The sequence below is a fragment of the Streptomyces sp. NPDC088261 genome, from assembly GCF_044740805.1.
Taxonomy (GTDB): domain Bacteria; phylum Actinomycetota; class Actinomycetes; order Streptomycetales; family Streptomycetaceae; genus Streptomyces.
Window position 1 is genome coordinate 14,839 of the sequence record NZ_JBIURL010000002.1, and the last position, 21,601, is coordinate 36,439.

20 protein-coding genes and 1 riboswitch are annotated in these 21,601 nt (G+C 71.8%); of the genes, 14 read left to right on the forward strand and 6 right to left on the reverse strand.

The genetic code is table 11. The features are described 5' to 3' along the window. Positions 1-3 precede the first annotated feature (3 nt). From ACIODU_RS03995 to ACIODU_RS04055, 13 genes are all read left to right on the forward strand, one after another. Entirely contained in the window at positions 4-876 is an 873-nt protein-coding gene (locus ACIODU_RS03995; protein WP_401764888.1) for a glycosyltransferase family 2 protein, read from the forward strand. A 119-nt stretch (positions 877-995) separates the two neighbouring features. Beyond that, positions 996-1,925 carry an ABC transporter permease gene (locus tag ACIODU_RS04000; protein ID WP_356419604.1) on the forward strand — a complete coding sequence of 310 codons (930 nt, stop codon included), beginning with the start codon at positions 996-998 and terminating at the stop codon, positions 1,923-1,925. Beyond that, positions 1,918-2,706 (forward strand): ABC transporter ATP-binding protein, encoded by a 789-nt coding sequence (locus tag ACIODU_RS04005; protein WP_401763588.1) that lies wholly within the window; start codon positions 1,918-1,920, stop codon positions 2,704-2,706. The genes ACIODU_RS04000 and ACIODU_RS04005 overlap by 8 nt, the downstream gene beginning before the upstream one ends. A 538-nt stretch (positions 2,707-3,244) precedes the next feature. Beyond that, positions 3,245-4,165, forward strand: coding sequence for a squalene synthase HpnC (hpnC, locus tag ACIODU_RS04010; protein ID WP_356419598.1), 921 nt, complete (start codon positions 3,245-3,247; stop codon positions 4,163-4,165). Next, entirely contained in the window at positions 4,162-5,112 is a 951-nt protein-coding gene (gene hpnD, locus ACIODU_RS04015; RefSeq protein WP_401763591.1) for a presqualene diphosphate synthase HpnD, read from the forward strand. The genes hpnC and hpnD overlap by 4 nt, the downstream gene beginning before the upstream one ends. Before the next feature lie 130 nt (positions 5,113-5,242). Further along, complete coding sequence (gene hpnE, locus ACIODU_RS04020) at positions 5,243-6,631, forward strand: hydroxysqualene dehydroxylase HpnE (protein ID WP_401763594.1); 1,389 nt, start codon at positions 5,243-5,245, stop codon at positions 6,629-6,631. Then, positions 6,628-7,743, forward strand: a complete 1,116-nt coding sequence (locus ACIODU_RS04025; RefSeq protein WP_356419590.1) for a polyprenyl synthetase family protein — start codon at positions 6,628-6,630, stop codon at positions 7,741-7,743. The genes hpnE and ACIODU_RS04025 overlap by 4 nt, the downstream gene beginning before the upstream one ends. 128 nt (positions 7,744-7,871) lie before the next feature. Then, positions 7,872-9,875 (forward strand): squalene--hopene cyclase, encoded by a 2,004-nt coding sequence (gene shc, locus ACIODU_RS04030; RefSeq protein WP_356419587.1) that lies wholly within the window; start codon positions 7,872-7,874, stop codon positions 9,873-9,875. Continuing rightward, positions 9,875-10,507, forward strand: coding sequence for a 1-hydroxy-2-methyl-2-butenyl 4-diphosphate reductase (locus ACIODU_RS04035; protein ID WP_356419584.1), 633 nt, complete (start codon positions 9,875-9,877; stop codon positions 10,505-10,507). The genes shc and ACIODU_RS04035 overlap by 1 nt, the downstream gene beginning before the upstream one ends. Positions 10,508-10,512: 5 nt before the next feature. Further along, complete coding sequence (gene hpnH, locus ACIODU_RS04040) at positions 10,513-11,532, forward strand: adenosyl-hopene transferase HpnH (protein WP_161307951.1); 1,020 nt, start codon at positions 10,513-10,515, stop codon at positions 11,530-11,532. A gap of 85 nt (positions 11,533-11,617) precedes the next feature. After that, positions 11,618-13,003 carry an aspartate aminotransferase family protein gene (locus ACIODU_RS04045; RefSeq protein ID WP_401763598.1) on the forward strand — a complete coding sequence of 462 codons (1,386 nt, stop codon included), beginning with the start codon at positions 11,618-11,620 and terminating at the stop codon, positions 13,001-13,003. Positions 13,004-13,148: 145 nt separating this feature from the next. Next, a complete protein-coding gene (locus tag ACIODU_RS04050) occupies positions 13,149-13,724 on the forward strand; it encodes a helix-turn-helix domain-containing protein (protein WP_401764891.1) in 576 nt (191 codons plus the stop codon). Positions 13,725-13,771: 47 nt separating this feature from the next. Beyond that, entirely contained in the window at positions 13,772-13,894 is a 123-nt protein-coding gene (locus ACIODU_RS04055; RefSeq protein WP_237530559.1) for a DUF6126 family protein, read from the forward strand. A gap of 21 nt (positions 13,895-13,915) precedes the next feature. Here ACIODU_RS04055 and ACIODU_RS04060 read toward each other — a convergent pair whose 3' ends face one another. Then, a complete protein-coding gene (locus tag ACIODU_RS04060; protein WP_401763601.1) occupies positions 13,916-14,728 on the reverse strand; it encodes a tyrosine-protein phosphatase in 813 nt (270 codons plus the stop codon). 374 nt (positions 14,729-15,102) lie between these two features. Beyond that, positions 15,103-15,264, forward strand: a riboswitch (cyclic di-AMP (ydaO/yuaA leader). Between the two features lie 4 nt (positions 15,265-15,268). Here ACIODU_RS04060 and ACIODU_RS04065 point away from each other — a divergent pair. Then, entirely contained in the window at positions 15,269-16,183 is a 915-nt protein-coding gene (locus ACIODU_RS04065; protein WP_401763604.1) for a peptidoglycan DD-metalloendopeptidase family protein, read from the forward strand. A gap of 93 nt (positions 16,184-16,276) precedes the next feature. On the opposite strand, the gene ACIODU_RS04070 is transcribed toward ACIODU_RS04065, so the two are convergent. From ACIODU_RS04070 to ACIODU_RS04090, 5 genes are read right to left on the reverse strand one after another with little or no spacing between them, the layout of a single operon-like run. After that, positions 16,277-17,134, reverse strand: coding sequence for an STM4011 family radical SAM protein (locus ACIODU_RS04070; protein WP_401763606.1), 858 nt, complete (start codon positions 17,132-17,134; stop codon positions 16,277-16,279). An 8-nt stretch (positions 17,135-17,142) separates the two neighbouring features. Then, a complete protein-coding gene (locus tag ACIODU_RS04075; protein WP_401763609.1) occupies positions 17,143-18,561 on the reverse strand; it encodes an STM4012 family radical SAM protein in 1,419 nt (472 codons plus the stop codon). After that, a complete protein-coding gene (locus ACIODU_RS04080; RefSeq protein ID WP_401764893.1) occupies positions 18,558-19,370 on the reverse strand; it encodes an STM4013/SEN3800 family hydrolase in 813 nt (270 codons plus the stop codon). Before ACIODU_RS04080 ends, ACIODU_RS04075 begins: the two co-directional genes overlap by 4 nt. A gap of 49 nt (positions 19,371-19,419) precedes the next feature. After that, positions 19,420-20,568: an STM4014 family protein gene (locus ACIODU_RS04085; RefSeq protein WP_401763612.1), complete on the reverse strand. Its 1,149-nt coding sequence runs from the start codon at positions 20,566-20,568 to the stop codon at positions 19,420-19,422. A gap of 2 nt (positions 20,569-20,570) precedes the next feature. Further along, positions 20,571-21,524, reverse strand: a complete 954-nt coding sequence (locus ACIODU_RS04090) for an STM4015 family protein (RefSeq protein WP_401763614.1) — start codon at positions 21,522-21,524, stop codon at positions 20,571-20,573. Positions 21,525-21,601 lie beyond the last annotated feature (77 nt).

Sequence of the window (21,601 nt, forward strand, 5' to 3'; positions counted from 1 at the left end):
GACATGCGGCTCGGCGCGGTGATCATCACGATGGGTGAGCGCCCCGGCGAACTGCGTGCGCTCCTCGACTCGGTCGCCCGCCAGGAGGGCGACCCGGTCGACGTCGTCGTGGTCGGGAACGGCGCCCCGGTGGGGCCCGTTCCCGACGGGGTACGGACGGTCGAACTGCCCGAGAACCTGGGCATCCCGGGCGGCCGCAACGTCGGCATCGAGGCCTTCGGCGCGGCGGGCTCGGAGGTCGACGCGCTGCTCTTCCTGGACGACGACGGTTCGCTGCCCCTCACGGACACGGCCCAGTTGGTACGGGAGGCCTTCGCGGCCGATCCCGCCCTCGGCATCGTCAGCTTCCGGATCGCCGACCCGGAGACCGGTTTGACGCAGCGCCGGCACGTCCCGCGCCTGCGCGCGTCCGACCCGCTGCGGTCGTCCCGGGTGACGACCTTCCTCGGCGGCGCCAACGCCGTACGGACGAAGGTCCTCGCGGAGGTCGGCCCGCTGCCGGACGACTTCTTCTACGCCCACGAGGAGACCGATCTCGCCTGGCGGGCGCTGGACGCCGGATGGATGATCGACTACCGCGCGGACCTGGTGCTGCACCACCCGACGATGCCGCCGTCCCGGCACGCGGTCTACCACCGCATGGTGGCCCGCAACCGGGTCTGGCTGGCGCGGCGCAACCTCCCCGCCGCGGTCGTACCGGTCTACCTGGGGGTCTGGCTGCTGCTGACCCTGCTCAGGCGGCCGTCGCGCCCGGCGCTCAAGGCGTGGTGGGGCGGCTTCCGGGAAGGCTGGTCCACCCCGTGCGGACCACGGAGGCCGATGAAATGGCGTACGGTCTGGCGACTCACCAGGCTGGGCCGTCCACCGGTCGTCTGAGATGCTCGGACTCTGAGAGCATCTGGGGTCTGAGAACATCTCATGTCCTGTCCCCGCGGCCTGGCCGTCCGTGCCGGTGCCCGATCGTCTGCGCATCTTGAACACGAAAGTTTCAACTTGTGAGTGAGACAACCCATGACGGTGCGATCGCGATGAGCGCCCCGCCGTCTCCCGACGACCGTCTCTCCCCGGCGGAGGTCGCCGCCAAGTACGGCCTGGCGGTGAGCGGGGCGCGCCCCGGACTGGCCGAGTACGTGCGGCAGTTGTGGGGTCGCCGGCACTTCGTCCTGGCCTTCTCCAGCGCGAAGCTCACGGCCCAGTACAGCCAGGCCAAGCTCGGCCAGCTCTGGCAGGTGGCGACCCCCCTGCTCAACGCGGCCGTCTACTACCTGATCTTCGGCCTGATCCTCCAGAGCAGCCGGGGCATCCCGTCGGAGGTCTTCATCCCGTTCCTGGTGACCGGGGTGTTTGTCTTCACCTTCACCCAGAGTTCGGTGATGGCCGGGGTCCGTGCCATCTCCGGGAACCTGGGGCTGGTCAGGGCCCTGCACTTCCCCCGGGCCGCCCTGCCGGTCTCCTTCGCGCTCCAGCAGCTCCAGCAGCTGATGTACTCCATGATCGTGCTGGTGGTCGTGGCGGTGGCCTTCGGCAGCTATCCGTCGCTGAGCTGGCTGCTGATCCTGCCCGCGCTGGCCCTCCAGTTCGTGTTCAACACCGGCCTCGCGCTGATCATGGCGAGGCTGGGCAGCAAGACCCCGGACCTCGCCCAGCTGATGCCGTTCGTGATGCGTACGTGGATGTACGCGTCGGGTGTGATGTTCTCCATCCCCGTGATGCTCAGGGACAAGCCCGCCTGGATCGGGGACGTCCTCCAGTACAACCCGGCCGCCATCTACATGGATCTGGTCAGGTTCGCGCTGATCGACGGCTACGGCTCGGAGAATCTGCCCGCGCACGTCTGGATGGTCGGCCTGCTCTGGGCCGTGATCCTGGGCGCCGGGGGCTTCGTGTACTTCTGGAAAGCTGAGGAGCGGTACGGCCGTGGCTGACATCGAAAAGGGGCGCACCCCCACCGTCATCGCCGACGACGTGCACATCGTCTACCGGGTCAACGCCGGTGGCGGCGGCAAGGGCAGTGCCACGGCGGCGCTGAGCCGGATCGTCCGCCGGGAGAGGGAGAAGGGGGAGTCCCGGGGCGTCCGCAAGGTCCACGCCGTCCGGGGTGTCACCTTCACCGCGTACCGCGGCGAGGCGATCGGCCTGATCGGCACCAACGGCTCCGGCAAGTCGACCCTGCTGCGGGCCATCGCCGGGCTGCTGCCGACCGAGCGGGGGAAGGTCTACACCGACGGTCAGCCCTCGCTGCTCGGGGTGAACGCGGCGCTGATGAACGACCTGACCGGCGAACGCAACGTGATCCTCGGCGGTCTGGCCATGGGCATGTCGCGCGAGGAGGTCCGCGAGCGCTACCAGCAGATCGTGGACTTCTCCGGCATCAACGAGAAGGGCGACTTCATCACCCTTCCCATGCGGACGTACTCCTCCGGCATGGCGGCCCGGCTGCGGTTCTCCATCGCCGCCGCCAAGAACCACGACGTCCTGATGATCGACGAGGCGCTGGCCACCGGCGACCGCAAGTTCCAGATCCGCTCCGAGCAGCGGATCCGCGAGCTGCGCAAGGAGGCCGGCACGGTCTTCCTGGTGAGCCACAGCAACAAGTCGATCAGGGACACCTGTGACCGGGTGCTCTGGCTGGAGAAGGGCGAGCTGCTCATGGACGGCCCCACCGACGAGGTCATCAAGGCGTACGAGAAGGAGACGGGCAAGTAGTCCGCCGGTCCGTCCCCCACCGTGCCCCTCGGCCCGACGCGGCCCCCGCCGGAACACCACGGCGGGGGCCGCGCCATGACGGGGGCCCGGCGCGCCCCCGGCGATCCCCGGCCGGCCGGGAGCATCATGGCGTACGGGGTTTCACCGGGGCGGGACCGGGCGGGCCGGGTGCGGCCACCGGCCGTTTTCGTCAAACGTCGGTCAAGTCGGCCGGGTCGGGGGAAGGTTGACCGGCATTGCGATGTTCTTGTTATGCGCTCAACACCCCCGCGTGTTCCTCTTCGTTGTACAACGTAAGCTGTGCGGGTGCTGATTCGTGGCATGTGGGGCGATTCCCCCGGGGGCGTCCTGTCCGCCGGTGACCTCCGGACGCGGGAGCGGCCAGGTGCGCGGGAGTGCGAAGGGACTGGGCCGAGCGGGCGGCGTGTCCGAAATGGGATGTATTGGGTCGGCAGTGTAGAACGGGAGATGTGACGGCAATGACGGAAAATCTCCAGATCCGCGAGGGTTTCGCCGTCCTTGCACCGGGAAGCTCGCAGTGACGGGCACCCCACAGGTGCGCCCCGACGCCACCTCGCGGACGACGCTGGACAAGGCCGCGGACGAGAACTTCCCCGTGGCGCCGTTCTTCCTGCCCCGCGCCTGGCGCGACGACCTGATGGCGGTCTACGGCTTCGCCCGGCTCGTCGACGACATCGGCGACGGCGATCTCGCCCCCGGCGGCGGCGACGCCCGCCACCTCGGGGTCGACCCCGGGCAGGCCGACGACCGGCTCGTGATGCTCGACGCGTTCGAGGCCGACCTGCGCCGCGTCTTCGACCCGGCGGGACCCGCCCCCGGTCATCCGCTGCTGAGGGCGCTCGTCCCGACCGTACGGAACGCCTCGCTCACGCCCGAGCCGTTCCTCGGCCTGATCGGCGCCAACCGGCAGGACCAGCTGGTACGGCGCTACGAGACGTACGACGACCTCCTCGCGTACTGCGAACTGTCCGCGAACCCGGTCGGCCGGCTCGTCCTGGCGATCAGCGGCACCGCGACCCCGGAGCGTCTCCGCCTCTCCGACGCCGTCTGCACCGCGCTCCAGATCATCGAACATCTCCAGGACGTGACCGAGGACCTCGGGCGCGACCGGATCTACCTGCCCGCGGAAGACATGAAACGATTCCGCGTCACCGAGGCGGACCTCGCCGTCCCCAGCGCGGGCGCCGCCGTGCGCCAGCTGGTGGCCTACGAGGCCGAACGGGCGGGGCGGCTGCTGAATGAAGGCACCCTGCTGGTGGGTAGCGTCCACGGCAGACTCCGTCTGCTGCTCGCGGGATTTGTGGCCGGAGGGCGCGCCGCCCTCGCTTCGATCGCGGCCGCCGGGCACGATGTGCTCCCCGGACCGCCCAAACCCACCAAGCCGCGTCTGCTGCGCGAAGTGGGAGCTGTCTTGCGACGAGCGCACAGAGAGGGGTGAGCCGGAACGTGGAGGGACAGACGCCGATGTCCGCGCCGGTATGGGCGGCCTACAGCTACTGCGAGGCCGTCACGGGCCAGCAGGCCCGCAATTTCGCCTACGGCATCAGGCTGCTGCCGACCGACAAGCGGCAGGCCATGTCCGCGCTGTACGCCCTCTCCCGGCGGGTGGACGACATCGGCGACGGCACACTGGAACCGGCGGCCAAGCAGGCCAGGCTGGAGGACACCCGTGTGCTCCTGGACCGGATCAGGGAAGGCGCCGTCGACGAGGACGACACCGACCCCGTCGCCGTCGCGCTCGCCGACGCGGCCCGCCGCTTCCCCATCCCCGTCGACGGGCTCGACGAGCTGATCGACGGCGTCCTGATGGACGTCCGCGGCGAGACGTACGAAACCTGGGACCGGCTGAAGGTGTACTGCCGGTGTGTCGCGGGCGCCATCGGCCGGCTCTCGCTCGGCGTGTTCGGTACGTCCCCCGGCGCGCCGGGCGCCGAGCGCGCGTCCGAGTACGCCGACACGCTGGGCCTCGCCCTCCAGCTGACGAACATCCTCAGGGACGTGCGCGAGGACGCGGGCAACGGCCGTACGTACCTGCCGTCCGACGACCTCGCCAAGTTCGGCTGCTCCGCCGGCTTCCACAGCAACACCCCCGCCCCCGGCGCCGACTTCGCCGGGCTGGTGCACTTCGAGGTCCGCCGCGCGCGGGCGCTGTTCGCCGAGGGCTACCGGCTGCTGCCGCTGCTCGACCGGCGCAGCGGCGCCTGTGTCGCCGCCATGGCCGGCATCTACCGCAGGCTCCTCGACCGCATCGAGCGCGACCCCGAGGCCGTGCTGCGCGGGCGTGTCTCCCTGCCGGGACGCGAGAAGGCGTACGTGGCGGTCCGCGGCCTCTCGGGTCTCGACGCCAGGAGCGTCACCCGGCAGACGGTCAGGAGGCGCGCATGACGTGCGACAACACCCCGGAGGGCTCCCGGACCGGTACGAGCGGCACACCGGCGCCGACGGCCGGGCCGACGGTGTCAACCATCCGCCGGTCCGACGCGTCCCTGACTGCGACACTCCGAGGGGAGCAGGCATGACCACAGCCGACGGCACGCGGTCCCGGCACGCGGTCGTGGTCGGCGCGGGACTCGCCGGGACCACCGCCGCGCTCCAGCTCGCCGACGCCGGACTGGACGTGACCCTGGTCGAGGGCCGGCCCCGCCTCGGCGGCCTCGCCTTCTCCTTCCGCCGCGGCGACCTCGACATCGACAACGGCCAGCACGTGTACCTGCGCTGCTGCACCGCGTACCGCTGGTTCCTCGACCGGGTCGACGGCGCCGCGCTCGCCCCCCTCCAGGACCGCCTGGACGTGCCCGTCCTGGACGTCGGCACGCCCGGCGGGCCGCGCCTCGGCCGGATCCGCCGCAACGGCCTGCCCGTACCGCTGCACCTCGCCGCGGGACTCGCCGCCTACCCGCACCTCTCCCTCGCCGAGCGCGCCTCCGTAGGACGCGCCGCGCTCGCCCTCAAGCGGCTCGACCCCGCCGACCCGGCGCTGGACGGGATCGACTTCGGCACCTGGCTCGGCCGCCACGGCCAGTCGGCCCGGACGATCGAGGCCCTCTGGGACCTGGTGGGCGTCGCCACCCTCAACGCCACCGCGCCGCACGCCTCCCTGGGGCTCGCCGCGATGGTCTTCAAGACCGGACTGCTCTCCGAGCCCGGCGCCGCCGACATCGGCTGGGCGCACGTCCCCCTCGGCGAGCTGCACGACACGCTGGCCCGCAAGGCCCTGGACTCCGCCGGCGTACGGACGCAGCTGCGCACCCGCGTCCACTCCGTCACCCGGGCGGAGCACGGCGGCTGGCACGTCGAGGTGGACGGCGAGCGGCTGGACGCGGACGCCGTCGTCCTCGCCGTACCCCAGCGCGAGGCACACGCGCTGCTGCCCGAGGGCGCCCTCGACGACCCCGACCGGCTGCTCGACATCGGCACCGCGCCGATCCTGAACATCCACGTCGTCTACGACCGCAAGGTCCTGCGCCGGCCGTTCTTCGCCGCCCTCGGCAGCCCCGTCCAGTGGGTCTTCGACCGTACGGCCGCCTCCGGACTCCAGGAGGGCCAGTACCTGGCCCTCTCCCAGTCCGCGGCCGAGGACGAGATCGACACCCCCGTCGCCGCCCTGCGCACGCGCTACCTGCCCGAGCTGGAACGCCTGCTCCCGGCGACCAGGGGCGCGGAGGTACGGGACTTCTTCGTCACCCGTGAGCGGACCGCGACCTTCGCCCCCGCCCCGGGCGTGGGCCGGCTGCGGCCGGGGGCCCGTACCCGCGCGCCCGGCCTCTACCTGGCCGGCGCGTGGACCGCCACCGGCTGGCCCGCGACCATGGAAAGCGCGGTCAGGAGCGGCTTCAGCGCCGCCGGCGCGGCCCTGGCCGGGCTGGGCGCCCGCCCCGCACACCCGCTGGAGGAGGCGGCATGAGCCCGAGCACCGCCCCCACGAGTACTGGAACAAGAGGAGAGACCGTGCCGACCGTGCCCCCGGCGAACCCGGCTGTCGACACCGCCGACGTCCACGCACTGCTGGAGCGCGGACGGAGCATGTCGACCCCCGTGCTGCGCGCCGCGGTCGACCGGCTGGCCCCGCCCATGGACACCGTGGCCGCCTACCACTTCGGCTGGATCGACGCCGAGGGCAGGCCCGCCGACGGCGACGGCGGCAAGGCCGTGCGCCCGGCGCTCGCGCTGCTCTCCGCCGAGGCGGCCGGCGCCGACCCGCGTACGGGCATCCCCGGCGCGGTCGCCGTGGAGCTGGTCCACAACTTCTCGCTGCTGCACGACGACCTGATGGACGGCGACGAACAGCGCCGCCACCGCGACACCGTCTGGAAGATGCACGGCCCCGCCCAGGCGATCCTCGTCGGCGACGCGCTCTTCGCGCTCGCCAACGAGGTGCTGCTGGAGCTGGGCACGGTCGAGGCGGGCCGGGCGACCCGCCGGCTGACCACCGCCAGCCGCAAACTGATCGACGGCCAGGCCCAGGACATCTCCTTCGAGCACCGCGAACGGGTCACCGTCGAGGAGTGCCTGGAGATGGAGGGCAACAAGACCGGCGCCCTGCTCGCCTGCGCCGCGTCCATCGGCGCGGTCCTCGGCGGCGCCGACGACCGGACGGCCGACACGCTGGAGGCGTACGGCCACCACCTCGGCCTCGCCTTCCAGGCCGTGGACGACCTGCTGGGCATCTGGGGGGACCCGGGGGCCACCGGCAAGCAGACCTGGAGCGACCTGCGCCAGCGCAAGAAGTCCCTGCCGGTCGTCGCCGCGCTCGCGGCGGGCGGTCCGGCGTCGGAACGGCTCGGCGAACTGCTCGCCGCCGACGCCAAGAGCAACGACTTCGAGCGTTTCTCGGAGGAGGAGTTCGCCACCAGGGCGGCTCTGATCGAGGAGGCGGGCGGCCGGGAGTGGACCTCGCAGGAGGCCCGCAGGCAGCACACCGTCGCCATCGAGGCGCTGGACGCCGTGGACATGCCGGAACAGGTCAGGGGGCAGCTCACCGCGCTCGCCGACTTCGTCGTCGTACGAAAGAGATGATCATTATTCCCATATGCCTCGCAGTCGCCGTCCACGGCCCCTAGGGCACAGCCCTCGCGGCAGCCCGACCGGGCATGGACGACGGAGACCCCAGCACAGCAGAAGCACCACTGCACGAAGGGGAAGCCATGACAGCGACGACCGACGGAAGCACCGGGGCCGTGGGACCCCGCGCGGCCGCGGCCAGTGAACCGACCGACACGACTACCGCCGCGGCGGGCGCCCTCCTGACGGCCGCCCGGCGGGCCACCGCACGATCCGTCGAGCACCTGCTCGGCCAACAGGACGCCCAGGGCTGGTGGAAGGGCGACCTGGAGACGAACGTCACCATGGACGCCGAGGACCTGCTGCTCCGTCAGTTCCTCGGGGTCCAGGACCCGCGCACCACCGAGGCCGCGGGCCTGTTCATCCGCGGCCAGCAACGCGCGGACGGCACCTGGGCCACCTTCTACGGCGGCCCCCCCGAACTCTCCGCCACCATCGAGGCGTACGTGGCCCTGCGGCTCGCCGGGGACAGCCCGGACGACCCGCACATGAAACGCGCCGCCACCTGGGTACGGGAGCAGGGCGGCATCGCCGCCGCCCGCGTCTTCACCCGGATCTGGCTGGCCCTCTTCGGCTGGTGGAAGTGGGACGACCTCCCCGAACTGCCCCCCGAACTCATCTTCTTCCCCAAGTGGTTCCCGCTCAACATCTACGACTTCGGCTGCTGGGCCCGGCAGACCATCGTGCCGCTCACCATCGTCTCGGCGAAGCGGCCCGTGCGGCCCGCCCCCTTCCCGCTCGACGAACTGCACACCGACGCCGGAGCCCCCAACCCCGTCAAGCCGCTCGCGCCGGTGGCCAGTTGGGACGGTGTGTTCCAGCGCCTCGACAAGGTTCTGCACGCCTACCACAAGGTCGCGCCGCGCCGTGTGCGCAGGATCGCGATGAACGCGGCCGCCCGCTGGATCATCGAGCGGCAGGAGAACGACGGCGCCTGGGGCGGGATCCAGCCGCCCGCCGTCTACTCCGTGATCGCGCTGCACCTCCTCGGCTACGACCTGGACCACCCGATCATGCGCGCGGGCCTCGAATCGCTCGACCGGTTCGCCGTGTGGCGCGAGGACGGCGCGCGGATGATCGAAGCCTGCCAGTCCCCGGTCTGGGACACCTGCCTGGCCACCATCGCCCTCGCCGACGCGGGCCTGAGCCCCGACCATCCGGCGCTGGTCAAGGCCGCCGACTGGATGATCGCCGAGGAGATCTCCCGGCCGGGGGACTGGGCCGTACGCAGACCCGAACTGGCCCCCGGGGGCTGGGCCTTCGAGTTCCACAACGACAACTACCCGGACATCGACGACACCGCCGAGGTGATCCTCGCGCTGCGCCGGGTCAGACACCCGGCGCCCGCGCGGCTCGACGCTGCCGTCGAGCGCGGTACCCGGTGGACGCTCGGCATGCAGTCCAGGAACGGGGCGTGGGCGGCGTTCGACGCCGACAACACCAGTCCGTTCCCCAACCGGATGCCGTTCTGCGACTTCGGCGAGGTCATCGACCCGCCGTCCGCCGACGTCACCGCGCACGTCGTGGAGATGCTGGCGTACGAGGGGATGGCCCAACACCCCGACACCCGCAGGGGCATCGAGTGGCTCCTGGCGGAACAGGAGGCGTCCGGGGCCTGGTTCGGCCGCTGGGGCGTCAACTACGTCTACGGTACGGGCTCGGTGGTGCCCGCCCTGACCGCCGCCGGGCTGCCGGTCACCCACCCCGCGATCCGCCGGGCGGTCCGCTGGCTCGAATCCGTGCAGAACGACGACGGAGGCTGGGGCGAGGACCTGCGCTCGTACCGCGAGGAGAAGTGGATCGGGCACGGTGTCTCCACCGCCTCCCAGACCGCGTGGGCGCTGCTGGCGCTCCTCGCGGCCGGCGGCCGGGAGAGCACGGCCGTCGAGCGGGGCGTCGCCTGGCTCGCCGAGACCCAGCGCGAGGACGGGTCCTGGGACGAGCCGTACTTCACCGGCACCGGCTTCCCGTGGGACTTCTCCATCAACTACCACCTCTACCGGCAGGTCTTCCCGCTCACGGCCCTCGGCCGGTACGTCAACGGCGAGCCCCTGGCCAGCGGCGCGATCAGCCGCAAGGGGAGCTGATGGACGAGCCCTTCGGCCTGCTGATCGCCTGCGCCCTGGGCATCGAGCGGTTCGCGCTGCGCACCGGCGGGCGCGCCGACGCGGCCGGTCCCGTGACCGTCCTGCGGACGGGCATGGGACCCAAGAACGCCGAGCACGCGGTGGCACGCGCGCTCGGCGAGGCCAGGCACAGGGACGCGGCCGTCATCGCGTCCGGCTTCTGTGCCGGCCTCGCTCCCGGGATGAACCCCGGGGATTTGATCGTCGCCGACGAGACCCGGGGAGCCGGCGGCTCCACGCCCTGCACGGCCACCGGGCTGCTCGTCGAGGCGCTGACACGCGCAGTACCGGGACACGCGGTCCACACCGGACCGCTGACCGGCTCCGATCATGTGGTGCGCGGCGAGGAGCGGGTCGCGCTGCGTACCACCGGGGCGGTCGCGGTGGACATGGAGTCCGCCACGACACTCCGTACCGCTCTGCGTGCCGGACCCCGTCCGGTTGCCGCCGTCCGGGTGGTCGTGGACGCCCCGGAGCACGAGCTCGTCCGGATCGGCACGGTGCGCGGTGGAATATCGGCTTTCCGTGTTCTCCGTGCCGTCCTTCCAGCTTTTTATGAATGGCACCGTTCTTTGCTGCTCCCCAGGAGGTGAGCTAGATGGCCATGCCGCTTCGCCAGACCATCAGGGTCGGGACTTATCTGGCTGAACAGAAGCTCAGAAAGCGGGAGAAGTTCCCGCTCATCGTGGAGCTCGAACCACTGTTCGCCTGCAATCTGGCCTGTGAGGGCTGCGGCAAGATCCAGCACCCGGCCGGCGTGCTCAAGCAGCGGATGCCCGTTGCCCAGGCGGTCGGCGCGGTGCTGGAGTCAGGGGCGCCGATGGTCTCCATCGCCGGCGGCGAGCCGCTGATGCACCCACAGATCGACGAGATCGTCCGGCAGCTGGTGGCCAAGAAGAAGTACGTCTTCCTGTGCACCAACGCGATGCTGATGCGCAAGAAGCTCGACAAGTTCACCCCGTCGCCGTACTTCGCGTTCGCCGTGCACATCGACGGGCTGCGGGAGCGGCACGACGAGTCCGTCGCGAAGGAGGGGGTGTTCGACGAGGCGGTGGCGGCCATCAAGGCGGCCAAGGCGGCCGGTTTCCGGGTGACCACCAACTCGACCTTCTTCAACACCGACACCCCGCAGACCATCATCGAGGTGCTGAACTACCTCAATGACGACCTGAAGGTGGACGAGATGATGATCTCGCCCGCCTACGCCTACGAGAAGGCCCCCGACCAGGAGCACTTCCTGGGTGTCGAACAGACGCGGGAGCTGTTCAAGAAGGCGTTCTCCGGCGGCAACCGCAGGCGCTGGCGCCTCAACCACTCGCCGCTCTTCCTGGACTTCCTCGAAGGCAAGGCCGACTTCCCCTGCACGGCCTGGGCCATCCCGAACTACTCCCTCTTCGGCTGGCAGCGCCCCTGCTACCTGATGAGCGACGGGTACGTCCCGACGTACCGGCAGCTCATCGAGGAGACCGACTGGGAGAAGTACGGGCGCGGCAAGGACCCCCGGTGCGCCAACTGCATGGCGCACTGCGGCTACGAGCCGACGGCCGTCCTCGCCACCATGGGCTCCCTCAAGGAGTCCCTGCGGGCGGTCCGCGAGACGGTCGGCGGAACGCGCTGACGCAGGCTCCTACCCCCGCCGCCGCCGGCCCGTCCGGCGGCGGCGGGGGCTCGGGCGGCCCGTCGACGCGGAAGGGGAACACCGGATGACCAAAGACTTCGACCTGGCACGGCTGCTCGCGGAGCGCGGCGCCGAGCGGTACGACCTGCACACCAAGCACCTCAACCACCAACTCCCGCGCATGCTCCACACCATCGGCTTCGACCGCGTCTACGAACGGGCCGAGGGCGCCTACTTCTGGGACGCGGACGGCAACGACTACCTGGACATGCTCGCCGGGTTCGGCGTGATGGGGCTCGGGCGCCACCACCCCGTCGTACGGAAGGCGCTGCACGACGTCCTCGACGCCTCGCTCGCCGACCTCACCCGCTTCGACTGCCAGCCGCTGCCCGGGCTGCTCGCGGAGAAGCTGCTGGCCCACAGCCCGCACCTGGACCGGGTGTTCTTCGGCAACAGCGGTACGGAAGCCGTCGAGACGGCGCTGAAGTTCGCGCGGTACGCCACCGGCCGCCCCAGGATCCTCTACTGCTCCCACGCCTTCCACGGGCTGACCACCGGCTCGCTGTCCGTCAACGGCGAGGACGGCTTCCGGGACGGCTTCGCGCCGCTGCTGCCCGACACGGCGATCGAGATGGGCGACCTCGACGCGCTGGAGCGCGAGCTGAAGCGCGGCGACGTCGCCGGGTTCGTGGTCGAACCGATCCAGGGCAAGGGGGTGTACGCGGCACCGCCCGGCTTCCTGCGCGGGGCCCAGGAGCTGCTGCGCCGTCACAAGAGCCTGCTCATCGTGGACGAGGTGCAGACCGGCCTCGGCAGGACCGGTGACTTCTACGCGTACCAACACGAGGACGGCGTCGAGCCCGACCTCATCTGTGTGGCCAAGGCGCTGTCCGGCGGCTATGTGCCCGTCGGCGCGACCGTCGGCCGGGACTGGATCTTCAAGAAGGTCTACTCGTCGATGGACCGGGTGCTGGTCCACTCGGCGAGCTTCGGCTCCAACGCGCAGGCGATGGCGGCGGGCCTGGCCGTCCTGTCGGTGATCGAGGACGAGCAGGTCGTCGCCAACGCGCGGGTCACCGGCGACCTGCTCAGGACCCGGCTGGCGGCGCTCGTGGACCGCTACGAACTGCTGCACGACGTGCGCGGGCGCGGGCTGATGATCGGGATCGAGTTCGGCCGGCCCAGCTCGATCAAGCTGCGGGGGCGCTGGACCATGCTCCAGGCCGCCCGCAAGGGGCTCTTCGCCCAGATGGTCGTCGTACCGCTGCTCCAGAAGCACCGGATCCTCACCCAGGTCTCCGGCGACCACCTGGAAGTGATCAAGCTGATTCCGCCCCTGACGATCGGCGAGCGGGAGGTCGAGCGCTTCGTGGACGCCTTCACGGCCGTGATGGACGACGCGCACGGCGGCGGCGGGCTGATGTGGGACTTCGGCCGGACGCTGGTGAAGCAGGCCGTCGCGAACCGGTAGCGGGCGGCTGGGTTCGGGGCGATTTTGCCTCGGAGGCAAAAAAGTTGCCTCCGAGGCACGTCCCTGGCGCAATAGAGGCATGAACACGCCTGAGGGCGCGGCTTCGGGCCGGTCCGACGAGCTGCCGAACGCCACGCCGGACATCATGCCCGACGCCGTACCGGAAACACTCCCCGACGTCGCCCCGCGCCTGCGCGAGCTGCGCCGCGACCGCCGGCTCACGCTGGAGACCGTCGCCGCGCGGGCGGGCCTGTCACCCGCCCACCTCTCCCGGCTGGAGACCGGCCGCCGCCAGCCCTCGTTGCCGATGCTGCTGGCGCTGGCCCGCATCTACGGCACGACGGTGGCCGACCTGCTCGGCGAGGCGCCCGCCGAGCGCGATCCCGTCGTCCGCGCGGGACGCCAGGAGCCGGTCGAGGCCGACGGCTGGACGTACCACCGCGCGGGCGGCTCGGGCCGGGCCATGCAGCCGCTGCGAGTCGTGGTGCCGTACGGGGCGCAGGGCGATCTCGTACGCGTGCACCCGGGGGAGGAGTGGCTCTACGTGCTCCGCGGGCGCCTGCGGCTCGGCCTCGGCGACGCGGTGCACGTCCTCGGCCCCGGGGACAGCGCGCACTTCGACTCGCTGACCCCGCACCGGCTCGCCGCGGCCGACCCCGGCGGGACCGAGCTGCTGTTCGTCCACACCCTGCTCCAGAGCCCCGCCGCCGATCTCCACTGACGGCTTCGCCGAGCGTCACCGACGGCCTTCGAGAAAGGTTCGGCACCATGCCGGAGAACAAGAAGAACCGCACTCTGCCCCGGGGGCTGGTCATCCGCCTCTTCGCCTACCTGATCGCCGGCCACCTCTTCGCGGGCTTCCTCTACCTGCTGTTCAGCGTCGGCTCCTAGGGCGCCGCTCCCGCGCGCGTCCTAGGACGCGTCCAGCAGGCCCTCCCGCAGCCGTTCACGGGTCTCCGGGGCCAGCCCGAGGCCCTCGGAGAGGTAGCGGTCGGTCGAGCCCCAGGTGGCCGTGATCGTGTCGAAGGCCGCTTCGAGGTACGCGGCGCGCGCGTCGAAGAGCGGACCGAGCAGCTCCATCACCTCCGCCGACCTCCCGGCGGGTGAGGTGTCGCTGCGGCGCACCTGGTAGCGGCGGCTCGGCTCGTTCGACTTGAGGTAGTCCTCCTCGATCGCGTCCCGCTCCACCCCGACCGCGAGCAGCGACACCGCGACGGACAGGCCGGCGCGGTCCTTGCCGGCCGCGCAGTGCATCAGCGCGGGGACGTTGTTGTCGGCGAGCGCGTGCAGGACCCTGCTGTGCTCGGCGGTGCGGTCCCTGATGATCGCGCGGTACGAACCGATCATCCGGGCCACCGCCTTCCCGTCCGCGAGCAGCGAGCGCAGCTGGTCGAGGTCGCCGTCCCGGACCATCCGCCAGAACTCGGCGCCGTCCGCCGGGTCCGTGAGCGGGATGTTCACGTTCCGTACGCCGGGCAGCTCGATGTCCTCCCCGTCCAGGCGCACGTCGGCCGCGTTGCGGAAGTCGAAGACCGTGTGCAGGCCCAGCGACGCCAGGTGGGCGGCGTCCGCCGGGGTGGCCGACGCGAGGTGCCCGCTGCGGTAGAGCCGCCCGTACCTGACCCTCCTGCCGTCCGTGGTCGGCAGCCCGCCCACGTCGCGGAAGTTGCGTACCCCGGTCAGCTCCGGCTCGACCGGCGGTACGTGCGGCAGATTCTGGGTCACGGGCTGCTCCTCCGTGTCTGCCGTCGGCGCGGCTCGCCGACGATGTCGAGTGCGACCCTACGACATGGGTCATTGGGTAATTGGCGGCATCTGTCCGTATTGGGGCATTGCGCATAACCTGCCCCGATCGAGGGGGAGATGGTCCTCGGCTCGTGAGCAGGATCATATCCGTGACGGTGCGTGGCGGTGACGGAAAACGGAATTGCGCCGTCAGAAGGAAAGCGAAGATCGCATATCCACGCAGGGTGACCGGAAAGGCCGGAAGATATCGGAGCGTGCACGAATGCGAGGTACCGGTGGCTTGTACCGGCCCTCCGCGTCGGCTTACGTTCACCCTCAATCCGAGCGGAACGCCTAATCCTGCCGCCGCCCGGAATTCGCACCCACCGACCATCCACGCGTGGCAGGAGCGGGGGACCCAGGTAGTACGCCGTTCCGTTTCCGCGGGCGGCTTGGGGTGAAGTCGCGCGGCAACCGCGACCGGGCATCTCCAGCCCGAACCCGACAGCTCACCTCGTAGGCGCCGGAGAGGAATTCGCCATGCCCGGCAAGGGTAAGCACCGCCGTCCCAAGAGCAACCCGATCACCCGCGGATTCGTCCTGGCCGGAACGGGCGGAGCCGCAGTCGTGCTTCCGCTCATCGGCGCCACCGGGGCGCACGCCGCACCGGCCGCCGCCGGATCCGTCACCGCGGCCCCCGCGTCCGCCGTCCACGCCGCTCCCGCGTCCGTGACGCGGGCCGCCGCCGCGAAGACCGCCGCCACCTACCGCGTGGTCTCCGGCGACTCCCTGTCGAAGATCGCCAAGAAGAAGAAGGTCGCGGGCGGCTGGAAGAAGCTGTACGCGGACAACCGGCGCGTCATCGGCTCCGACCCGTCGCTGATCCACCCCGGCCAGAAGCTGACCCTCGGCGCCAAGGCCCCCGCGGCCGACCGCGCCAAGGCCCCCACCACGGCCTCCCGCTCCGCCGAGCGCACCGCGCTCAAGAAGGCCGCGCCGGTGAAGAAGGCGGCGCCCGTGAAGAAGGCGGCCCCGGCCGTGAAGGCGTCCGCCTTCACGCTGCCGGTCTCCGGCATCGCCATCGGCACGCCGTACCACGCCTCGGGCAGCAACTGGTCGAGCGGCTACCACACCGGCGTGGACTTCCTGGCGCCCTCGGGCACCGTCGTGAAGGCCGTCGGCGCGGGCACCGTCGTGACCGCCGGTGACGGCGGCTCGTACGGCAACCAGGTCGTCGTCCGGCACGCGGACGGCATGTACTCGCAGTACGCGCACCTGTCCTCGATCACCGTCTCCGCCGGACAGACCGTCAGTGAGGGCCAGCAGCTGGGGCTCTCCGGCGCCACCGGCAACGTGACCGGCCCGCACCTGCACTTCGAGATCCGTACCGGCCCCGACTACGGCTCCGACGTCGACCCGCTGGCCTTCCTGCGCCAGCAGGGCGTCGTCATCTGATCCCTTCCGGGCTCACTTCGGCCCCGCTCCGGTGATTCCCTTTCACCGGGCGGGGCCATTCCCGTTCGAGCCGAACTCGACCGATGGCATGTCTCACCCCGCGTCAATGCCGCCGGCCGGGACGCGCTCCAGCACCCCGCCCGCGAACACGTCGTACAACGGCAGTGTCTCCAGGTGCACATAGCCGATGTGACAGTCGCACACGGCCAGCGGACAGCCCCGGGGGCCCAGGGCCGCGCGGTACGAACCGTCGTACAGGTTGCCCAGCTCGGCGCGGACGAAGTGGCAGCGCCGTACCGTACCGTCGCCGTCCACGGAGATCACCGACTCGCCCGTGCGGCAGGGCAGGCCGGCCGAGCGGTGTGGATGGCGGCTGTACGGGAACAGCGGGTCCAGGTCCGTCCACCGGACGGCCTCGTCGTCGCCGTACGTGTGCCCCTCGGCCGCGTTGATCCACAAGTAGACGTGCTCCGGCAGCTCCGCGCGGAGCCTCCGCGCGTGCTCCAGGTGCTCGGACAGGCCGACCACGCCGACGCTGAACCGCACCCCGCGGGCCGCCAGGTCGTGGCACTTGGCGAGGAAACGGTCGTACGGCGTCTGTCCCGGGTGGTACGTGCACCACAGGGCGAGCGTCTCCGGATCGGCGTCCGCCAGCCAGTCGGTGCGGCAGCTCAGGTTCGTCTGGACGGCGACCCGGCGGATGTGCGGCAGATGCGACAGCTCGGTGAGCGTGCGCCGGTACCAGGACCGGACCAGGCTCTCGCCCCAGGGGGTGAAGAGCACCGACAGCCGGTCGTCCGTGGGCTCGGAGGCCCAGGCGGCGAACCGGGCGAGAGCGGTCCGGTCGGCGCGCAGCTGCTCCCGGCTGTCCCGCCGCTTGGCGAACGGGCAGTACGGGCAGTCGTAGTCGCAGGACGCGAGCGGGCCGCGGTAGAGGATTGTCAGGTCCATCGCGGGGCTCATTTCAGCGTGTACGCGGCCATGGCGGCCCGTACGGCGGGGGAGAAGAGCGCGGGGCCCAGGGCGTCGGAGTGCGCGAGACCCTCGGGGGAGAGCCGCAGCAGACCGGGGCCGGTACTCGCGTCGAGCCAGCCGTACGCCTCGAACCGGGCCAGCTCGGCCGGGAAGTCGTCGGCGGGGCCGCTGCCGAACCGCGCGCGGTAGTCGGCCGTCTCCATGCCCTGGGCCTGGAGGAGGGACTGGAGCAGGTGGCGGCGGCGGGCCTCGTCGCCGTCGCCGTCCATGCGGTGGCCCACCAGGGCGCGGGAGAAGTCCTTGGTCTCCGTGTAGGTGTCGATGAGGGTCCGGATCTCGCGCATCTCGACCGCGTAGTCGAAGGAGTAATGCAGCCGCGAGGTGTACGAACGGGCGCCGCACCCCAGGCCGATCATGCCGTCCGTCTGGCAGGCGTGGTCGTCGGGCCCCTGCGCGGGGGCTCCCGGGCGGCGGAACATCCGCATCGACACCTGCTCGTACCCCTCGGCGAGGAGATGGTCACGGCCCTGCCGGTAGAGGCGCAGCCGCCGCTCGTCCCACGCGTCGTCGCTCTCCTCGCTGCCGTCCCCGCCCGTCCTGCCGAGGCCGGTGAGGGGGCGTACGTACAGCGGGTAGAGGTACAGCTCCTCGGGGCGCCAGGCGAGCGCGGCGTCGAGGGAGTGGCGCCAGGACCGCTCGGTCTGGCCGTCGATGCCGTAGATCAGGTCGATGTTGAGGACGGGGATCCGGGCGTCGCGGATCAGGCCGAGCGCCGCCTCGACCTCGGCGCGGCGCTGCGGCCGTACCGCCGCCTTCGCCTCCGCGTCGACGAAGCTCTGCACGCCGATGCTCAGCCGGGTGGCGCCCCGGTCGGCGAGGACGGCGAGCCGGTCGGCGGTGGCCGTCGACGGGGACGTCTCGACCGAGAGGGGAACGGCCCGCAGATCGGCGCCGGTCCGCTTCTCGGCGATGTCGCACAGCCGCTCCAGCTCGCCCGCGTCGAGGAAGGTGGGGGTGCCACCGCCGAACGCGGCGGCGGCGAACCTCAGCGGCTCGCTGTCGCCGAGCGCGTCCCGTACGGCGACCGCCTGGCGGTCCAGCGCGTCCAGGTAACGGGTGGTCAGGTCACCGGGCGCGCCGATCCGGGTGAAGAGGTTGCAGAAGCCGCACCGCACCTCGCAGAACGGGATGTGGAGATAGAGGGAGAGCGCGTCCTTGCGTTCGCCCGCCCACTCGTCGGCCAGCGCGGGGCGGTCGGGCAGCTCGCGGTACGCCGTCTTGTGCGGGTAGGCGTAGACGTAGCTCTCGTACGGGCGGGGGCGGGGGCGGTGCCGGTCGGACGGCTGGCGCTGGTGCTGGTGGGGCGGTCGGTGCGGGTGGGGCGGTATGGGCTGATCGGTCATGAGAGGGCCCCCGGTTCCAGGAAGAAATGGGCGTACGGCACGGTCCAGACGCTGTCGTGGCCCAGCCGGTGTCCGGTCCAGCCGTCGTCGCCGTACGCCGTGCCGTGGTCGGAACAGACGATCGTGAAGCACCGGCGGCGGCTGCTCGCGGCGGCGAAGAGCCGCCCGATGTGCCGGTCGACGTATTCGAGGGCGGCCGCGTGGGTGGCGCGCGAGTCGCCCGCCTCGTGGGTGGCGCCGGGCAGATGGAACCAGTTGGGCTGGTGCAGCGCGGCCACGTTCACGAAGAGGAACAGCCGCCGCTCGGCGGGCAGGGCCGCGACCACCTCCTCCGCCCGGGCGACCTGCGCCTCGAACGAGGTGGGGGACGGCACGCCGAACTCCGGCTCCCAGTGGCTCTCCTGGAACAGGCCGGGGAGGACGGAACCGAGCGCGCCCCGCCGGTTGAAGAACCCGACCCCGCCCACGCACACCGTGCGGTAGCCGGCGGCGGCCAGGCCCGAGACCAGGTCCGGGGTGTCGAACACCCAGGTCCGGCCCGCGGTGGACTCGCTGCCCGCGAAGCGCGCGGCGAACAGCCGCGGGTGCGGGCCCGGGGACGCGGGGGTGGGCAGGAACCCGGCGAACATCGCCTGGTGCGAGGCATACGTGAAACTGCCCGGCGCGTGCCTCTTCTCCCAGCGCCCGCCGGGCAGATGGCGCGCGAGACGCGGGATCCGGCCTTCGGCGGCCAGTTCCCGCGCCACGTCGAAGCGCAGGGTGTCGAGGGTGACGAGAAGCAGGTCGTCCCGGCCCACGACGTCGTTCATGTCGGGGTTCCCGCCGGGGTCCAGGGCAGGGCTCACATCGAGGTGCGGGTCAGGCGCCGACACGGTCCCGCCCTCCCCGTGTCCCGGCGGCGTCCGCCAGGGCGGCGACCTGCGCCCCGTACGTGTCCAGGCCCTCGGCGCCGCTCCCCGGCAGCCCGGTCAGGCGTGGCAGGAGATCGCCGAAGGCGTTCACCTCGCCGACCGCGAAACGCCGCCAGCCGGCGAAGGGCAGCAGGTCGACCCCCACGCAGTGGGTGCCGGGGAAGCGGGCCGCCGCCCGCTCGCAGATCGACAGCGCCTCGTCGAAACCGCTGCCCGCCGCCGCCATCGCGGCGCGGGCGGCGTCGAGATCGCCCCTGGTGCCGCCGAGGTGCAGATTGGTCATGGGCGAGCGGCTGGTCCGTACGACCGCGTGGGTGGCGCGGCCCGCGACCACGACGACCCGCAGATCGGCCGCCCGGCCGTGCTGCCCGGCCTTGGGCAGCCACCGCTCGATGTGCAGACCGTCGGGTGCGAGGGTGTCGACGATCGCCGCCACCTCGCGCTCGGTGGGGTAGGACCGCACCCGCAGCGAGTTGAACAGCCGCCCCTCGGCATCGCGTTCGACCGAGGTGGTGGCACGGACCCGGCCGGGGCCGGCCGTCTCGACGGCCAGGACGCCGGACGCCGACGAGCCGTGGGCCGGTTTGACGAAGGCGCGCCGCAGCCCGGCCTCCGCCATCAGGGCCCGCACATCGGCCCAGCCGGACACGGCCGGGGCGGTGGGTCCCGAGGTGGGGGAGAGCGGAACGGGCACCCCGGCGCGGTCCAGCACACCGTGACAGAGCCGCTTGTCGAAGAGGACCGCCAGCTCACCGGGGTCGTCGAGCACCGTGGCTCCGGCCGCGACCGCCTCGCGCGCCAGCGTGTGGACGGCGGCCGTGAAGCGTCCGTACCAACGGGCCGTGCCCTCCACCCGGGTGGGGTCACCCGCCCCGCGCAGCAGCAGCTCGACCTCCCGGTCCTCACCCGGCGAATCGATCCGTACGGTCTCTCCCGCCGCGAACCCGGCCGCCGCCGCGCCGTCCGCGCGCAGCACGTCGCGCCAGGCCACCACCCGGGCGGGCGGCAGCCCGGCGGCCCGCACGGCGTCCTGGAACAGCGTGACGCGGCGGTTGTCCGGGTTGCCGACCACTGCAAGACGACGGGGCGGGGCCATCGTCACTCCGCGACCGCGGTGTAGCGGTCCTCGCGGTCCTCCTCGTCCTGATGGTCCGACAGGTCGACCTCCACCCCGGCCGCGCCGAGGGTGGCCCGCAACCGCTCCCGCATCGCCTCGCCCACGAAGTGGTGGTGCAGGTCGAGCTTCTTGAGGTGGGTGAGCGGCTGTCCCGCGAGCAGCGCCGCCACGCCGTCGTCGCCGAGCGCGCCCATCGACAGGTCGAGCGTCTCCAGGCCCGCGACGACCGGGGCGCCCGCGAGGGCGGCGGCTATCTCGTCCTGGATCTGGCTGTTGCGCAGCGCGAGATACCGCAGCTTGGGCAGCCGGGACCCGGCGAGGATCGGCGCGAGATCGGCGATCTCCGCGTTCGCGCCGTACCACGACGTACCGAGCCACAGGTCCAGATGCTCCAGGGCGGGGAAGTCGCTCGCCGCCACGTTCCGTACCACTTCGGCGTCCAGGCCGCCCGTCTCGATGGTCAGCGAGCGCAACTGCTCGTGCCGGACGGCGGGGAACCGCAGACCCTGTCCGCCGCGGACCCCGAACTCGTGCAGCGTCGGGAAGGCGTCGAGCAGCGGTGTCACCAGACCCTGGTTGATCCAGGAGATCTCGCACTCGTCGAAAGTGATGTCACCGAGGAAGAGCGCGCGCAGCCGGGGAAGTTGGCGACTGATCGCCACCAGGGCGTTGACCACTTCCTCGGGGTCCGAGTCGTAGGGGTCGCTCCAGGAGCCGACGACCAGGGCCCTGACCTCGCCGAGGTCCACGGCCTTGGCGAAGCGGCCGAACGCCGCTTCCCACGCCTCGTCCGCGTCGTACGAGTCGACCGAGATGCGCCAGGCCACGGACGCGGCGCCCGGGAGCCCGCCGGCCGGCTCCCCGTTCGTCCCCCCGGCGGGGAAGTCGAGGACGGGCAGGCCGTACAGCTCCTGCATGTGGTGGGAAATGGCCATGGTGAAGGCTCCAGACACCGTGCGGCGTTGGTCGGTGGGCGTGTGCGAGAAGTTGTACCAACTCCCACTGACAACGC

Bases quoted from the DNA above. Each gene is read 5' to 3' on its own strand.
- ACIODU_RS03995 (WP_401764888.1), top strand. From the start codon at position 4: ATGCGGCTCGGCGCGGTGATCATCACGATGGGTGAGCGCCCCGGCGAA.
- hpnE (WP_401763594.1), top strand. From the start codon at position 5,243: ATGACCACAGCCGACGGCACGCGGTCCCGGCACGCGGTCGTGGTCGGC.
- ACIODU_RS04025 (WP_356419590.1), top strand. From the start codon at position 6,628: ATGAGCCCGAGCACCGCCCCCACGAGTACTGGAACAAGAGGAGAGACC.
- shc (WP_356419587.1), top strand. From the start codon at position 7,872: ATGACAGCGACGACCGACGGAAGCACCGGGGCCGTGGGACCCCGCGCG.
- ACIODU_RS04035 (WP_356419584.1), top strand. From the start codon at position 9,875: ATGGACGAGCCCTTCGGCCTGCTGATCGCCTGCGCCCTGGGCATCGAG.
- hpnH (WP_161307951.1), top strand. From the start codon at position 10,513: ATGGCCATGCCGCTTCGCCAGACCATCAGGGTCGGGACTTATCTGGCT.
- ACIODU_RS04045 (WP_401763598.1), top strand. From the start codon at position 11,618: ATGACCAAAGACTTCGACCTGGCACGGCTGCTCGCGGAGCGCGGCGCC.
- ACIODU_RS04050 (WP_401764891.1), top strand. From the start codon at position 13,149: ATGCCCGACGCCGTACCGGAAACACTCCCCGACGTCGCCCCGCGCCTG.
- ACIODU_RS04055 (WP_237530559.1), top strand. From the start codon at position 13,772: ATGCCGGAGAACAAGAAGAACCGCACTCTGCCCCGGGGGCTGGTCATC.
- ACIODU_RS04065 (WP_401763604.1), top strand. From the start codon at position 15,269: ATGCCCGGCAAGGGTAAGCACCGCCGTCCCAAGAGCAACCCGATCACC.
- ACIODU_RS04070 (WP_401763606.1), bottom strand. From the start codon at position 17,134: ATGGACCTGACAATCCTCTACCGCGGCCCGCTCGCGTCCTGCGACTAC.
- ACIODU_RS04075 (WP_401763609.1), bottom strand. From the start codon at position 18,561: ATGACCGATCAGCCCATACCGCCCCACCCGCACCGACCGCCCCACCAG.
- ACIODU_RS04080 (WP_401764893.1), bottom strand. From the start codon at position 19,370: ATGAACGACGTCGTGGGCCGGGACGACCTGCTTCTCGTCACCCTCGAC.
- ACIODU_RS04085 (WP_401763612.1), bottom strand. From the start codon at position 20,568: ATGGCCCCGCCCCGTCGTCTTGCAGTGGTCGGCAACCCGGACAACCGC.
- ACIODU_RS04090 (WP_401763614.1), bottom strand. From the start codon at position 21,524: ATGGCCATTTCCCACCACATGCAGGAGCTGTACGGCCTGCCCGTCCTC.